This window comes from Bacillus sp. JJ1503 (assembly GCF_036965125.1).
Classification (GTDB): domain Bacteria; phylum Bacillota; class Bacilli; order Bacillales; family Cytobacillaceae; genus Cytobacillus.
This window is the reverse complement of sequence record NZ_JBALOZ010000338.1, coordinates 1-14,500: the sequence shown is the minus strand read 5'-3', so window position 1 is coordinate 14,500 and position 14,500 is coordinate 1. Positions and strand designations below refer to the sequence as shown.

General features: G+C 39.1%; 14 protein-coding genes, 1 pseudogene and 1 other annotated feature. Of the genes and pseudogenes, 2 read left to right on the top strand and 13 right to left on the bottom strand.

What is annotated here, in order from left to right:
* Positions 1 to 238: 238 nt before the first annotated feature.
* The 5 genes from V7149_RS21985 to V7149_RS21965 form a co-directional block, all read right to left on the bottom strand.
* Positions 239 to 1,600 carry a sodium-dependent transporter gene (locus V7149_RS21985; protein ID WP_335347722.1) on the bottom strand — a complete coding sequence of 454 codons (1,362 nt, stop codon included), beginning with the start codon at positions 1,598 to 1,600 and terminating at the stop codon, positions 239 to 241.
* A 135-nt stretch (positions 1,601 to 1,735) separates the two neighbouring features.
* Positions 1,736 to 1,949, bottom strand: a binding site (T-box leader).
* A 70-nt stretch (positions 1,950 to 2,019) separates the two neighbouring features.
* Complete coding sequence (gene rnz / locus V7149_RS21980) at positions 2,020 to 2,949, bottom strand: ribonuclease Z (protein WP_335347720.1); 930 nt, start codon at positions 2,947 to 2,949, stop codon at positions 2,020 to 2,022.
* 82 nt (positions 2,950 to 3,031) lie between these two features.
* Entirely contained in the window at positions 3,032 to 4,318 is a 1,287-nt protein-coding gene (locus V7149_RS21975; protein WP_335347719.1) for a DNA polymerase IV, read from the bottom strand.
* Between the two features lie 117 nt (positions 4,319 to 4,435).
* Positions 4,436 to 4,909, bottom strand: a complete 474-nt coding sequence (locus V7149_RS21970; protein WP_335347718.1) for a chemotaxis protein CheW — start codon at positions 4,907 to 4,909, stop codon at positions 4,436 to 4,438.
* Positions 4,910 to 5,011: 102 nt separating this feature from the next.
* Complete coding sequence (locus V7149_RS21965) at positions 5,012 to 5,443, bottom strand: MarR family winged helix-turn-helix transcriptional regulator (RefSeq protein ID WP_335347717.1); 432 nt, start codon at positions 5,441 to 5,443, stop codon at positions 5,012 to 5,014.
* Between the two features lie 220 nt (positions 5,444 to 5,663).
* On the opposite strand from V7149_RS21965, the gene V7149_RS21960 reads away from it, so the two are divergent.
* Complete coding sequence (locus V7149_RS21960; protein WP_335347716.1) at positions 5,664 to 6,893, top strand: MFS transporter; 1,230 nt, start codon at positions 5,664 to 5,666, stop codon at positions 6,891 to 6,893.
* Between the two features lie 148 nt (positions 6,894 to 7,041).
* Here the strand turns inward: V7149_RS21960 and V7149_RS21955 are convergent, their stop codons facing one another.
* The 3 genes from V7149_RS21955 to mce are packed head-to-tail and all read right to left on the bottom strand — an operon-like array spanning position 7,042 to position 10,184.
* The gene (locus V7149_RS21955; protein ID WP_335347715.1) at positions 7,042 to 8,160 is read right to left on the bottom strand and encodes a tripeptidase T; all 1,119 of its coding nucleotides are present in this window, start codon (positions 8,158 to 8,160) and stop codon (positions 7,042 to 7,044) included.
* Between the two features lie 59 nt (positions 8,161 to 8,219).
* Positions 8,220 to 9,770 carry an acyl-CoA carboxylase subunit beta gene (locus V7149_RS21950; RefSeq protein ID WP_335347714.1) on the bottom strand — a complete coding sequence of 517 codons (1,551 nt, stop codon included), beginning with the start codon at positions 9,768 to 9,770 and terminating at the stop codon, positions 8,220 to 8,222.
* 9 nt (positions 9,771 to 9,779) lie between these two features.
* Positions 9,780 to 10,184, bottom strand: coding sequence for a methylmalonyl-CoA epimerase (mce, locus tag V7149_RS21945; RefSeq protein ID WP_335347713.1), 405 nt, complete (start codon positions 10,182 to 10,184; stop codon positions 9,780 to 9,782).
* Positions 10,185 to 10,414: 230 nt separating this feature from the next.
* Between mce and prli42 the strand changes: the two genes are divergently transcribed.
* Positions 10,415 to 10,510 carry a stressosome-associated protein Prli42 gene (prli42, locus tag V7149_RS21940; protein ID WP_315665429.1) on the top strand — a complete coding sequence of 32 codons (96 nt, stop codon included), beginning with the start codon at positions 10,415 to 10,417 and terminating at the stop codon, positions 10,508 to 10,510.
* A 41-nt stretch (positions 10,511 to 10,551) separates the two neighbouring features.
* Here the strand turns inward: prli42 and V7149_RS21935 are convergent.
* The 5 genes and pseudogenes from V7149_RS21935 to V7149_RS21915 form a co-directional block, all read right to left on the bottom strand.
* Positions 10,552 to 11,066: pseudogene (locus V7149_RS21935) on the bottom strand (L,D-transpeptidase).
* A 34-nt stretch (positions 11,067 to 11,100) separates the two neighbouring features.
* Positions 11,101 to 12,084 (bottom strand): aromatic acid exporter family protein, encoded by a 984-nt coding sequence (locus V7149_RS21930; protein ID WP_335347712.1) that lies wholly within the window; start codon positions 12,082 to 12,084, stop codon positions 11,101 to 11,103.
* A 147-nt stretch (positions 12,085 to 12,231) separates the two neighbouring features.
* Positions 12,232 to 12,954 (bottom strand): amino acid ABC transporter ATP-binding protein, encoded by a 723-nt coding sequence (locus V7149_RS21925; RefSeq protein ID WP_335347711.1) that lies wholly within the window; start codon positions 12,952 to 12,954, stop codon positions 12,232 to 12,234.
* Positions 12,947 to 13,606 (bottom strand): amino acid ABC transporter permease, encoded by a 660-nt coding sequence (locus tag V7149_RS21920; RefSeq protein WP_335347710.1) that lies wholly within the window; start codon positions 13,604 to 13,606, stop codon positions 12,947 to 12,949. Before V7149_RS21920 ends, V7149_RS21925 begins: the two co-directional genes overlap by 8 nt.
* Positions 13,607 to 13,702: 96 nt before the next feature.
* On the bottom strand, positions 13,703 to 14,491 hold the full coding sequence (locus V7149_RS21915) for a transporter substrate-binding domain-containing protein (protein ID WP_335347721.1): 789 nt from the start codon (positions 14,489 to 14,491) through the stop codon (positions 13,703 to 13,705).
* Positions 14,492 to 14,500: the final 9 nt, after the last annotated feature.

The following is a 14,500-nucleotide window of genomic DNA, read 5'->3' as shown; positions in this document are numbered from 1 at the left end:
GATCACTAAGAAAATACTTTTAAAATATAACAAAGTTTTCAAATATATTTTTTGGTTTCTTTGGGATTTCTTTAGGGTCAGACTCCCGCTAAACGGCTTCCTAAAATTGGAATACAAGCCACTGTATTCAGAATACGAGCGGGGCTGGTCTAAAAAATAAAACAGGATGGGAGAACTTTCCCGTCCTGTTTTATGCTTTTTCGCAAATAAATTGCCGCCATTCTCAAATAAATCTCCGCTACTTTTCAACTATATATCTTAGAAAATCCAATGAATCTAAAAAGACGATAATAATAACAAGTGGAACAACATATCGCATCAATAAATACCACACAGTAAAAATTAGATGGAATCCTTTTGACCCTTGAATCAGTTCACTTCTTAATAAATCTTTCTTCATTTTATAAGAAACAAAAATAGAAATGAGGAATGCGCCGGTAGGCATTAAAACATTGCTGACAAGAAAGTCTGCACTGTCGAAAATGCTTTTTCCGAAAAATGTAATATCAGAAAGCGTGCTAAACGAAAGGGCTGACGGGATCCCAACTAAGAAAATCGCGGCTCCCATGATCCAAGAAATCGCACTTCTACCTTTTCCCTTTTTACTCGTAATCGCAGCTACAACGATTTCAAGCATTGAAAACGCCGATGTTAATGTTGCAAATAAGAATAAAGCAAGGAACAGCAGCAAAAACCAATCGCCAAAAAGAATTTGGTCAAAAACGGAAGGTAAAACGATAAACAAAAGCCCAGGTCCTGCTGTTGGCTCAAAACCTAGAGAAAACACTGCCGGAAATATCGCCAGTCCTGCAAGAAGAGAAATAAATAGATTCATTATCACAACGGATAAAGCTGGTTGTAGCAAGTTTTCTTTTTTAGATAAGTAAGAGCTATAGGTAACCATGACGGATACCCCCACACTTAATGAGAAAAACGATTGCCCCATTGCATAAAGAACACTTTCTGACGTTAAGCTTGAAAAATCAGGCTTTAAAAAGAAGCTTACCCCATCCATTGCGTTATTCAATGTAAGCGAGCGGAATATTAAGATGATAAATAATATAAACAAAGCGGGCATCATGATTTTACTTATTTTCTCAATTCCAGCCTGCACGCCTCTCGCAACGACAATGATTGTAATCATTAGAAAGATGCCTTGAGCAATCACAACTTGAAGCGGATTAGATACAGTAGCTCCAAACAGTGCTTCATAATCAACGCCTTCAGACACTCCAATTAAATCCTTTACATTATAATACAAATACTGAATAATCCAGCCGCCGATAACACTATAAAAGGATAATAACAGAAAGCATGTAAAAACGCCTAAATAGCCAATCCAATGCCATTTTGACCTAGGGGCAATCGCTTTATATGCGGAAATTGCCTCTTTTCCAGTGCTGCGTCCAATGACGAATTCACCTAATAGCAGCGGAAAACCGATAAGCAGGGAAAAAATCAAAAATAATAAAATAAAGGCACCGCCTCCGCTCACCCCTGTGACGTACGGAAGCTTCCAAATCGCGCCGAGCCCGATTGCCGAACCGGCAGAAGCTAAAATAAATCCTATTTTCGAAGACCATTGTTCATCTTGCTGCATCATGCTTCCTCCTGAAATCAAAATCTGATTAAAAATAAGTGCTAATTAACATAAGAGTCTTCGTTCGAAGATAAGGAAAATTCCGAGTATTAACTCTGATTTTTTTCCGAGAAAACAAAAAAGCCACAGCTTCATAAAAGGGACGTGAATATTTCACGCGGTACCACCCTTTTTGAAAGCATGTGACTTTCCACTCAACATGTTAACGGAATGACCGTTTTACCGCCAGTCAAGACAGTAAAAAAGCTCCAAGCTGAAATTCATCTTATCTTTGTGTTAGTTTTCACCAGCCACTAACTCTCTTAAAACAGGGAAATAAGACTTAATTAATTCTCTTCATAGCTTTACTAATATAATAATTTAAGTTTAAGTGAGATTATAGTATGCCCGTGTATATATGTCAACAAGAATATTTTAAATTACTTTTTTCCAACCGCTATAGAGATCTCTTTAAAGTCCATTGCCATTTCGGTATTGGAAAAAATAGCTTCCGATTCTTGAACTAATCTCAGCCAATCCTTTCGATCATATCGCGAGCTGATATGTGTTAGGCAAAGCTTTTTTGCGCATGCTGATTTTGCAACCTCTGCTGCCTGTGTCGTTGTGGAATGATAATATTCATAGGCAAGATGCTCCTCTCCCGCAGAAAAGGTTGCTTCGTGAATGAGCATATCTGCCCCTTTAGCCAATTCAATAGCCGCCTCACATTTTCGAGTATCTCCAAGGATTGTCACGATTCTGCCCTTTTGCACTGGTCCTAAAAATTCAGATGGATGAATAACACGGCCATCATCAAGAACAACCTGCTCCCCATTTTTGATCCTTTTATAAAGAGGTCCTGGCTTTATGCCTGCCTCTAGGAGCTTCTCCGCCAGTAGGGTTCCAGGTCTATCCTTTTCCACAATTCTATAACCATATGAAGGAATTCCATGCTCAAGGAGCCGGGCTTCAACGAAAAATTCCTCGTCTTCAAAAATGACCCCTTCTTCAATTTCAATAATCGCTAGAGGATATTTTAAATAAGTTTGGCTAATGGCTAAGGATACTTCCACATATTCCTTAATACCCTTTGGTCCATATAAGGTTACCTCTGATTCCCCGCCTTGAAAGGAGCGGCTCGAAAGCAAACCAGGCAGACCGTAAATATGATCGCCGTGAAGGTGGGTAATAAAGATTTTTTCAATTCTTCGCGGTTTAATTGATGTATGTAAAATTTGGTGCTGAGTAGCTTCCCCACAATCAAATAGCCAAATTGATCCTCGTTCCTCCAGTAGCTTTAACGCAATAGAGGTTACATTTCTCGCCTTAGCAGGCATCCCGGCCCCTGTCCCTAAGAAAAAAACATCCATAAATATTCTCCTTTTTCAGTTCAACTCATTATTTTTTACTATACCATATCCTTTCCAATGGATAGCAACTAGCGAAATCTCTCTACCCTTTTTCTTGATCTGAATGTGTAGAGAAATCATGAAGAAAATCCTTATTAAAGCTAGTTTCTGTTCCAATCCCTTGCTGTTGTTTTTTTATTTCTGGCATGCCGGCTGCAGTGTCAATAATCTGTGAACCATATTTTTCACGCAAATTGGTTAGGGCCTCGAATAGTGGTTCCTTCTTTGCTTCCAGTTCATAATTAAAAAGATCCAGCTGTTTAACTGCTTCATTATGTTCCACTAATTCCATGCCGGTAACTCCCAACAGCCTTACAGGGTCGCCATTCCAATGTTTTAAGAATAATTGCTTTGCGGCTGCAAAAATATCTTCGCTTTTTTGAATCGGGTTTGGCAGCTTTTTGCTTCTTGTCACTGTTTTTCTATCCTTATAACGAATCATGATACTTAAAGCAGCGGCAAGAACCTTTTTTCTTTTGAGCCGAGTGGAAACTGTTCCTGCAAGATCCTCTATTACATGAAGCAGCTCTTGCTGATTGGAGTAGTCTCTTGGCAGTGTAGTAGAATTCCCAACACTTTTGAATTCAGAAGCAGCTTCTGGATCGACCATTCTTCGATCTATCCCATTTGCCCTTTCCTTTAAACGAAGACCATTAATCCCGAGTGCCGATTTAAGCTGGATATCATTTGCAGCTGCTAGATCTCCAATAGTATGAATATGAAGACTCCGCAATTTTTCTCCCGTTTTCCTTCCGACACCATGCATGCTTTCAACTTCCAAAGGCCAAAGAATATTAGGAACATCTCTTTTCCTTAAAACTGTAATTCCCATTGGCTTTTTCATATCGGAAGCTGTTTTTGCCAAAAACTTATTTGGCGCAATCCCAATACTGCAAGGCAAATCAAGCTGCTGGAAAATCTGCTTTTGGATTTTCTCCGCAATTTCGGGCGGTGTTCCGTGCTCATAGCTATTCGTAATATCAACATATCCTTCATCAATCGAAACGGGTTCAACAAGATCAGAATATTCATTAAGGATCTCAAACATCCCGATGGAAGCGGCACGATATCTATCAAAATTCGGCTTTTTAACAATGAGCTGCGGGCATAGCTTTTTCGCCTCCCAGAGCGGCATAGTTGTTCGAACACCAAAGCTTCTTGCCTCGTAGCTGCATGTTACAATGATCCCTCTCCTTTCGGCGGGATTCCCTGCGATTGCAAGTGGCTTCCCTTTTAATGTGGGATCGTATGCCATTTCGACTGATGCATAAAAACTATTCATATCAACATGTAAAATGACTCGGCCATTTTTCGGATACATTTGTTTCATGCTGACACTTCCCTTTACTTATTCTGCTATTATTTTACCAAATCAATAAGGCTCCTTTCATCTTGCAAGGATAATAAAAAAAACAGAGGATGGCCATTCATCCCCTGTTTGAAAATATTATGTAACTTTCTGTGATTTCATAAAATCTTGAATTTGCTTGATTCCTTCTAATGATTGAACCATTTGCGAAGGGTCTATTAAGGTAATAATGCGAGAATCTAAATTAGCAACACCCGTAAAATAGGTTGTTTTTTTGTATGCGATAAGCCCAAGCTGCTTTAATTTATCAGGCGGAATATCAATGATTTCCTTGGCATCCTTGACAATTACTCCGATTGACAGATCATTTGTCTGCAATACAATAATCTTTGTTGTTTCATTTGGCGATGTAGGCTGATTGTATAGAACTCTTTCAAAATCGATAACAGGAATCAGATCTCCTCTTACTTTAAAAATTCCATTCACATATTCAGGCAGATGAGGGATCGGCGTAATTCCTTCTATTTTTTCTATTGAAATGACAAATCGGATTGGAATCGCATATTCTTCATTTCCAACTTGAAACACAACAACTTTATTCGTCTCTTCCAAATGCAACCCCTCCTCGTGTAGCGGATAATTTCCCCTATGTATATATTACTAAAGGGAAGAAGTTTTTTGAAGGATATATTCTTAATAATTAATTAAAATTTCCTATTTATTAATTGCAGAGCGATTAAATTTTTTCAAAAGGCGGCCAAATGACTTCCTATCCTCGTCAGGCCAACTTTCAATTACTTCAGACACCCTCTCCATTCGTGCCTCTTTATATTGAAACAATTCTTTTTTCCCTAAATCGGTAATTTGAAGGAAATAAGCCCTCCCGTCTAATGGATCAGGAATTCTAATTACATATTCTTTTTTCTCAAGCGATGCTGTTTGTCTGCTTACAGTTGATATATCTAGCTGGAACTCTTCTGCCAATACTTTTACACCAGCAGATCCATTATGGGCATTTATTTGATGCAATAATAAATAGGCTGAACGATCAAGATTACCAAGTTTCTTATGATTTGAAAATGATGTGGTCCGCCGGATTAGGATTGCCAATTCAAGTTCAATGGTTTCCAATTCTTGCTCATCCATTTTTACTACCTCGCAATAACTAATAATCTGTACTAATTATATCATAAGCTATTTTCATTTCTAAAAAATTGAAAGCTTTTGCTTAGGACAATATTGACACTTTGAAAAATAGTTGTATAATACAATAATATAGTTTCATAATACAACTATTTATATTCATCGGCAAGCTAATAAAAACTTGTTTTTTACGAAATTATAAAATAAAGGGAGAGATGTGAGAATGTCATCAATAACTCAATCAGCTTCTACGGCAAAAGCAGAAGGGGAAAAGACGAGTCTTCTTAAACAACCAAAATCTGTTTGGGCAGTCTTCTTTGCCTGTATTATTGCCTTTATGGGAATTGGGCTAGTTGATCCCATTTTACCTGCGATTGCTAAGAACTTAAATGCCACACCAAGTGAAGTTTCCCTTCTATTTACTAGCTATAATGCTGTCATGGCGGTCGCAATGCTCATTACTGGCATGATTTCGTCCAGACTTGGCATTAAATGGACGTTGCTTACTGGAATTATCATTATTGCCATATTTTCAGCACTTGGCGGATTTTCAAACGGAATTTGGGAGCTAGTTGGGCTACGGGGAGGCTGGGGTCTTGGAAATGCCCTCTTTGTTGCAACAGCATTAGCAGCCATCGTATCCCTTTCAACGAGCGGTACTGCAAATGCCATTATTTTATATGAGGCAGCAATTGGACTTGGTATTTCTGTAGGGCCACTTATTGGCGGCTGGCTCGGCGGCATGTCGTGGAGAGGTCCTTTCTTTGGGGTAGCTGTGTTAATGATTATTGCCTTTATTGGCCTCATTACGTTGATGCCGAAGCCAAAAACAATTAGCGCTGCCCGTCCAAAGACGTCTTTAATGGATCCATTTCGCGCCTTGAAGCATCGCTCCCTATTTGTTTTTGGGATCACTGCCATGCTGTATAACTTCGGATTCTTCACCCTTTTGGCTTTTGCACCATTTGTCATGGGTCTTGACGAACATGGACTTGGCCTAGTATTCCTTGGATGGGGGATCTTGCTTGCAGTTACCTCTGTTTTTATGGCGCCAAAGCTGCAGAAGCAATTTGGAACAGTCAAATCTATGTGTGCGATGCTAATTTTATTTGCCCTCGTTTTATTCATTATGGGAATATGGACATCCACTCAATGGGTAGTGATTGCTGCAGTTATTTGTGCTGGAGCCTTATTAGGAAATAATAACACTTTGATCACAACAGCTGTCATGAATTCAGCGCCAGTCGAACGGTCAACGGCTTCTGCAGCATATAGCTTCCTCCGCTTTATTGGAGGCGCAATCGCTCCATTCTTTGCTGGAAAATTAGCAGAATGGTTTAACCCTCATATCCCGTTTATTGTAGGGGCAGTATTTGTGCTCATATCCGTGCTGTTCATTTGGGCTAATAGCAAGCATGTTATCCATGTCGATCAAATGGAATCTAGTCATTAATGGATCAGCCAATTATTACTAAGGCTGTTTACAAACTCACAATTTGTCAGTCAGATTGAAGGATTTATCAACAATAAGAAAAGCAGTGAATTTCACAACGAAATTTCACTGCTTTTTTATTAATTTCATGCCTTAAATCACAGTCTAATTAAGCCGCAACTTCCTCAATGATGGCAATCACCATTTCCGCCAATTTATTCAATTCCTCGATTGGCATACGCTCATTAGTCGTGTGAATTTCTTCATATCCGACAGCAAGGTTGACTGTTGGGATACCAAAACCAGCAATGACATTTGCATCGCTGCCTCCACCGCTTTTCAATAACTCACAGCTTCGGCCGATTTTTGCCGCAGCCTTCCTGGCAACTTCGACAACATGATCGCCTTCTCCAAATTTAAAGCCCGGGTACATTACTTTAATTTCAACGTCTGCTTTTCCACCCATTTCTTCAGCAGCACTTTCGAATGCTTCCTTCATTTTACGGACCTGCACTTCCATTTTTTCATTTACTAAAGAGCGGGCCTCGGCTAAAATATCCACGCGGTCGCATACGATATTGGTTTGAGTTCCACCTTCAAAACGGCCAATATTGGCAGTCGTTTCCTCGTCAATACGGCCTAAAGGCATTCTTGAAATCGCTTTTGCAGCAATTGTGATAGCTGAAACCCCTTTTTCAGGAGCAACGCCAGCGTGAGCTGTTTTACCATGAATGGTCGCCATCACCTTTGCTTGTGTTGGTGCAGCAACAATAATGTTTCCAACCTTGCCATCGCTGTCAAGCGCATAGCCATACTTTGCTGTCATAAATGATGGATCAAGGGCCTTTGCACCAACTAGGCCAGATTCTTCCCCAGCTGTAATGATAAATTGGATGGTGCCATGTGGGATGCTTTGTTCTTTAAGAACTTTAATGATTTCGAGCATGACAGCAAGTCCTGTTTTATCATCTGCTCCAAGTATGGTTGTACCATCTGAAACAACATAGCCGTCCTTAATGGATGGTTTAACCCCTTTAGCCGGAACAACTGTATCCATATGAGAGGTGAAATAGATCGTGTCTACTCCCTCTTTTGTTCCTTGAAGCGTGCAAATCAAATTGCCTGCCCCGTGACCTGTCTGTGCTGTAGTATCATCTTCAAAAACCTCTATACCTAAATCAGAAAATTTTTGTTTTAATACCTCTGCAATTTCTGCTTCAAATTTTGTTTCTGAATCTATTTGGACTAGCTCTAAAAATTCGTTAAGTAAACGTTCCTGATTAATCATTCTTTTTTCCTCCAATTTACGTTAAGTATCTGTCTATTATAAATTGTACAATTCCAATTTTAAAGCGGAATGTTCCCGTGTTTCTTCTTCGGTCTGGATTCTTGCTTATTTCGCAGCATTTCGAGAGCTTGAATGAGTTTGATTCTTGTTTCACGAGGGTCAATGACATCATCGACCATTCCTCTGCTTGCCGCAACATATGGATTAGCAAATTTTTCACGGTATTCTTCAATTTTTTGCGCTCTAGTTGTCTCCGGATCTTCACTGTTTTGAATTTCCCGGGCGAAAATAATATTTGCCGCCCCTTGAGGCCCCATCACTGCAACCTCTGCATTCGGCCAAGCAAAAACAAGATCAGCACCAATCGCTTTACTATTCAAAGCCACATATGCCCCGCCAAACGCCTTTCGCAATATGACGGTTAGCTTTGGAACAGTTGCTTCAGAATAAGCGTATAAAATTTTAGCACCATGGCGGATAATTCCCCCATGCTCTTGTTTAACACCAGGGAAAAATCCCGTTACATCCTCAAAAGTGATAATCGGAATATTAAAGGAATCACAGAAACGAATAAATCTCGCTGCCTTATCAGAAGAATCGATATCAAGACCGCCCGCCATAAATTTCGGCTGATTGCAGACAAGACCAACGACTTCACCCTTAATTCTCGCTAAGCCAACGACAATGTTCTTTGCAAAGTCTTGATGAATCTCCATAAAGGAAGTCTTATCAACCACCTGCTCTATAACCTTCCGTACATCATAAGGACGTACTGCATCGAACGGGATGACATCTGTTAAATCCGGACGATAATCGTCTTCATTGTCTGCATGCAGCATAGGTGGCTTTTCCTCATTATTTTGCGGCAAATAGCTTAATAAATGGCGAACCTGATCGATGACTTCCGCCTCTGTTTTGCCTTTAAAATGCGCATTGCCGCTAATCGTATTATGTACGTTTGCTCCGCCTAAATCCTCAGCAGATATTTTCTCACCAGTAACTGTTTCAATTACTTTAGGTCCTGTAATAAACATTTGGCTCGTATTTTCAACCATGAAAACAAAGTCAGTGATCGCAGGCGAATAGACTGCTCCACCTGCACACGGTCCCATGATGACGGAGATTTGCGGAATCACACCAGAATAAATCGAATTTCGGTAAAAGATATGGCCATATCCATCTAATGACACAACACCTTCTTGAATTCTCGCACCGCCAGAATCATTCAAACCAACAAATGGCGCCCCATTTTTTGCAGCTAAATCCATCACATTGGCAATTTTCTTCGCATGCATCTCACCAAGTGCTCCTCCGAAAACCGTGAAATCCTGGGAAAATAGAAAAATCGGTCTGCCATTAACTTTTCCATACCCAGTTACAACCCCATCTCCTGGCCCCTTCTGTCCATCCAGTCCAAAATCCGTACAGCGATGTTCAATAAACGGATTTAGCTCAACGAAAGTCCCTGGATCCACTAGTAAATCAATTCGCTCTCTTGCCGTTAGCTTCCCCTTCTCATGCTGCTTTGCAATTCTTTCATCCCCCCCGCCAAGTTCAATTTCTCTTCGGCGGTCATATAATTCGTTAATCTTTTCATAGATGTCTGCCATGGTCCTTATTCATCCTTTCCTTTCGCAAAATTCATAAAGCACTTTTCCTGTAGATTTTGGATGCATAAATGCAATCTGTGCTCCACCTGCACCCATTTTTGGGGCATCATTCAGCATGGAAATTCCCTTTTCTTTCATTTCATTAATCCGATCCTGGATGGATTCCACACCTAATGCAACATGATGAAGACCTTCTCCACGATGCTCGATAAATTTTGCGACAGCGCTTTCAGGATTAGTAGGCTCCAATAGCTCGAGCTTCGTATCTCCGGCTTTAAGGAAAGCAACTTTAAGCATTTCACTTTCCACCTCTTCAACGCCAAGCAGAGGAAGCTTTAGAATGTCCGTATAAAAAGGCAATGCCTTCTCAAGTGATCGAACTGCAATTCCGATATGATCAACCTTTTTAATCATATGTTCCCCTCCAATTGCTATCCTTCTAAAATTATAATCTTTTCTATACTAAAGTGAAACATCAATCATGAATAGGATTCCTTTTCTCAAGCCGAGAAGTTGCATTAAAACAGTCATATTATGTATTCTCTAAATATGTCGAAAAATCCTTTCTAAATCGAGCGGTTGTTCATTTTGATTTTTCCTAGTAAAATGTAAGTAGGAGAAAATAGATTAAAGGGGGAATTCTTTTGTCTAATAAAAAAGCACGTAAGATCATCGTTTATTTAATGATTTTTGCAATGCTGGCATCTTCATTGTTTGTTGGAGCCTCGATGTTTTTCTAGTAGATTTTAAAAAGCAGTGGATTAGAAATCCACTGCTTTTTTTATTGGATCGCCCCATAGGAACGCCCAATATCTTCAAAATGATTCGGAGAGGAAACAATTAATATTTTCGTACCAACTGGAACCAAATCATATAATGATTCGACTGCTTCATTTTGCAGGCGGATACAGCCTTGAGAAACATATTTTCCAATGGATGCTGGATTATTTGTGCCATGGATTCCATAAATTTTCTCCCATCGGTTTCCGCTGCATCAAATCCTATCCACCTTGATCCTAGAGGATTATCAGGATCACCGCCCTTAATATCATTTTTCCGATAATAAGGATCTTTCGCCTTTACCGTAATCGTAAAAAAACCTTCAGGTGTTAAATCTTCTGTCTTGCCTGTTGCTGCAGCGATCACTGTTTGAACTTTATTATCATGAATAAAAGCTATTTCATTCGTTTTTTTATTGACAATAATAAAAGGGTCACCAGGCAATGGATTTTCTCCTAACGGCCAAATGGGCGAAAATGCCAGTGCTATTAGCATGGAAGAAATAAGCTTAAACATGTGATCACCAACCTTTTAAAGGATAGTTTTCACTTTAATCATTATTAACATGCATCTTTCTTCCAATTGGCAGCTCCTTCGTTGTACTTTTGATCAATAAATACTCTTCCATTTCTCGCGTAAATTGAAAAAGAGCCGCTCTAGCTTCGAATTCGATCCTCGTTTTTGGCAACTCCATGATCTTAAATGATTCATTCATTTCATAAAGCTTGTCTAAAAATATTTGGGCAGTATTTCCCGGGTGAATATTTTTTGATAACTCCTCAATAAAATCAGCAACCATTTCTCCTTGTTCAACAGTATGCGAAATGGAGGTAGCAATTGGCAAAACCCGTTCAATAATTTCGAACTGTTTTTCCCGCATTTTAAAGTAATGATAAAAAATATTTTCATTGCGAAGTAGATGATTTTCTACATCCCTGTAGGAAAGGGCCTCAGCTTCCTCAATCAGCCTCGCAGTCTCCGTGATTTCGAGCCCGTCCCAGTCACTCTCATTTACACGCAGATAGATCACAATTTCTTCGAATATCCGTTTAAAATTTTCTTCAATCTGCACTTGATATTCACCTAGCTTCTGATCCAAGCTTGGCATAAAAAGATTTGCAATCAGAGCAACACCTATCCCTATGGTAATAATCCCAATTTCATTAAGAATGATTTCTGTCGTTACCTGCCCTGCGGCATAAATATGTAAAATAATCACACTGCTTGTCACAATTCCATCACTAATCTTAAGCATGACAGTAATTGGAATAAAAAATAGCAGCAAAAGACCAATCATTAATGGGTGATAAGCAATTCCTTCAAAAATCAATCCTGAGAAAAGCATGGCGATAAGACAGGCAAAAAAACGGTCTAATGATGCCCTTAGTGACATCTTTTTTGTAGGTTTTATACAAAGAATGGTAATAATTCCAGCTGCAGCGAAATTAGTAAAACCAAATATTTGTGCTAAGATGATGGCAGCAGTTGTACCAATCGCTGTTTTAATCGTTCGATAGCCGATACGAAACTTCATAGTTTGTTAGCTCCTAGTCAAATCCTTTATATGCGAATAATTATAAGCTTCATAACAAATTATGTCCAAAAAAAAGAAGATGATCAAATAGAAATCATCTTCTTTTTTATTCGTAATTTCCTTATTAACATATTTTCCTACATGGATTTACAGAACTTTTTGCAAGAAATCCTGAGCACGTGCGGATTTAGGATTAGCAAAGAATTCATTTGGCGGGGCATCCTCCACTAGCACCCCTCCATCAAGAAATAGAACTCGATCAGCAACCTCTTTAGCAAATCCCATTTCATGAGTAACAATCGCCATAGTCATTCCAGTATGTGCTAACGACTTCATAACATCCAACACCTCTTTGACCATTTCAGGGTCAAGTGCTGAGGTTGGTTCATCAAATAGCATGACATCTGGCTGCATGGCTAGTGCTCTAGCTATCGCTACCCGCTGCTTCTGTCCCCCAGATAAGCGATTTGGGTATTCAGAAGCCTTTTCAGAAAGCCCCACCTTGGCTAATAACTCATGACCAATCTTTTCTGCTTCCTGCTTTGAAAGGCCTTTAACCGTCATAGGCGCATATGTTAAGTTTTGCAGCACCGTTTTATGAGGAAATAGATGAAAATGCTGAAAGACCATCCCTACATTTTGACGGACCTTCATAATATTTGTTTTCTTATTTGTAATATCTTGATCACCGATCCAAATCTGACCAGCAGTTGGCTTCTCCAGAAAATTAATACAGCGAAGAAAAGTTGATTTTCCAGAGCCTGATGGGCCAATAATGGCAACAACTTCCCCATCCTTTATGGTCGTTGAAATTCCCTTCAGCACTTCAAGCTTACCGAACTGTTTATATAAATTTTCAACCTTAATCACTGCGTCTCATCCTCCTTTCGACTGCTTTTCCAAGGAATGTTAAAGTAATAACCATTAAATAGTAAATGAGACCAGCTAATAGCAATGGTTCAATAAAGCGGAACTTGTCGGCACCGACCTGATAAGCCCTGCGCATAATATCCATTACGCCAATCGTTGTTACAATAGCAGATTCCTTTGTTAGAGTAATAAATTCATTCATAAGTGCTGGCAAAATGTTCTTTAAAGCCTGCGGTAAAATGATATTCAGCATCATCTTGCTGTATGGGACTCCAAGTGCTTTCGCTGCCTCGCTTTGTCCTTTATCAACAGCAAGAATCCCTGCCCGAATAATTTCGGAAATATAGGCAGCAGAATTCATCCCAAATGCTAGAACAGCGGCAAAATATGGTTCAATTTGATAACCAAAAATTTGCGGTGATCCAAAGTAAATAATCATTAATTGCAGCACTAAAGGCGTACCACGGAAAATAGAAGTATATAGATCTGCAAACCATAACAGCGGTTTAATGGAGCTAATCTTAAAAAGTGATAATATAATTCCTAGAACAAACCCTAATAATGCAGCTAAACCTACTATTTGGAGTGTTACGGTTATTCCCTTTAAAATATATGGAAGGGAAGGGAGAATGGAAGAAAAATCAAAATTCATCCGAATGCTCAGTCCTCTCTCAATCAGCTAAACCAAAAGGGCAAAAACGTTCAGAAGCCCGATTACTTCTGAACGTTTATCGCCACTTAAGCCATATTATTTCTCTTCAAACCATTTTTTAATAATCGCATCTACTTCGCCATTATCAATCATTTCTTTTAATACATTGTTAAATTCTGCTGTTAGCTCGCTGTTTTTAGGCAATGCAATTGCATATCCGCCATCTGCATCTTCAACAGTAAACCCTTCGATGTCAGCGTTATTATCTAAGTAACCTTTAGCAACTGTATCTTCAATAATTGCTGCATCTAAACGGCCAGCTTTAATTTCTTGAATCAATTCAGGAATACGGTTGCGGTTTTCCACAGACATTTCCACTGTTTCAGCTAACTCTTTAGCTTTCTCTTCTTGAATGGATCCTAATTGAGCACCAATCTTTTTGCCTTTAAGATCCTCTACCTTCGTAATTCCACTATCTTTTTTAGAAACTATCATATGCTTTGATGTATAGTATATTTCACTAAAATCTACACTTTTCTTTCTTTCTTCTGTTGCAGACATCGCTGCCATAACGAAATCAACTTGACCAGATTGCAGAGCTTGAATTAAACCGCCAAAATCCATATCACGAACTTCAAATTCATAACCTAATTTTTCTGTTACAGCTTTTGCAATATCAATATCGACTCCAATAATGTCATCGCCTTTAGCTGTATCGATGTATTCAAACGGAGCATAATCTCCTGATGTCCCCATGATTAATGTCTTCTTGTCAGATTCCTTTTTCTCTGATCCATTTGATGAAGGCTCTTCACTTGTTCCACATGCAGCAAGTAAGCCCATTAATAGAATACTAACAAAAAAATAAGAAACTATTTTTTTCATATTCATTTC

Excerpts from the sequence above, each read along its gene's own strand:
- V7149_RS21985 (WP_335347722.1), bottom strand. The coding sequence starts at position 1,600 with ATGCAGCAAGATGAACAATGGTCTTCGAAAATAGGATTTATTTTAGCT.
- rnz (WP_335347720.1), bottom strand. The coding sequence starts at position 2,949 with ATGGATGTTTTTTTCTTAGGGACAGGGGCCGGGATGCCTGCTAAGGCG.
- V7149_RS21975 (WP_335347719.1), bottom strand. The coding sequence starts at position 4,318 with ATGAAACAAATGTATCCGAAAAATGGCCGAGTCATTTTACATGTTGAT.
- V7149_RS21965 (WP_335347717.1), bottom strand. The coding sequence starts at position 5,443 with ATGGATGAGCAAGAATTGGAAACCATTGAACTTGAATTGGCAATCCTA.
- V7149_RS21960 (WP_335347716.1), top strand. The coding sequence starts at position 5,664 with ATGTCATCAATAACTCAATCAGCTTCTACGGCAAAAGCAGAAGGGGAA.
- V7149_RS21955 (WP_335347715.1), bottom strand. The coding sequence starts at position 8,160 with ATGATTAATCAGGAACGTTTACTTAACGAATTTTTAGAGCTAGTCCAA.
- V7149_RS21950 (WP_335347714.1), bottom strand. The coding sequence starts at position 9,770 with ATGGCAGACATCTATGAAAAGATTAACGAATTATATGACCGCCGAAGA.
- mce (WP_335347713.1), bottom strand. The coding sequence starts at position 10,184 with ATGATTAAAAAGGTTGATCATATCGGAATTGCAGTTCGATCACTTGAG.
- V7149_RS21930 (WP_335347712.1), bottom strand. The coding sequence starts at position 12,084 with ATGAAGTTTCGTATCGGCTATCGAACGATTAAAACAGCGATTGGTACA.
- V7149_RS21920 (WP_335347710.1), bottom strand. The coding sequence starts at position 13,606 with ATGAATTTTGATTTTTCTTCCATTCTCCCTTCCCTTCCATATATTTTA.
- V7149_RS21915 (WP_335347721.1), bottom strand. The coding sequence starts at position 14,491 with ATGAAAAAAATAGTTTCTTATTTTTTTGTTAGTATTCTATTAATGGGC.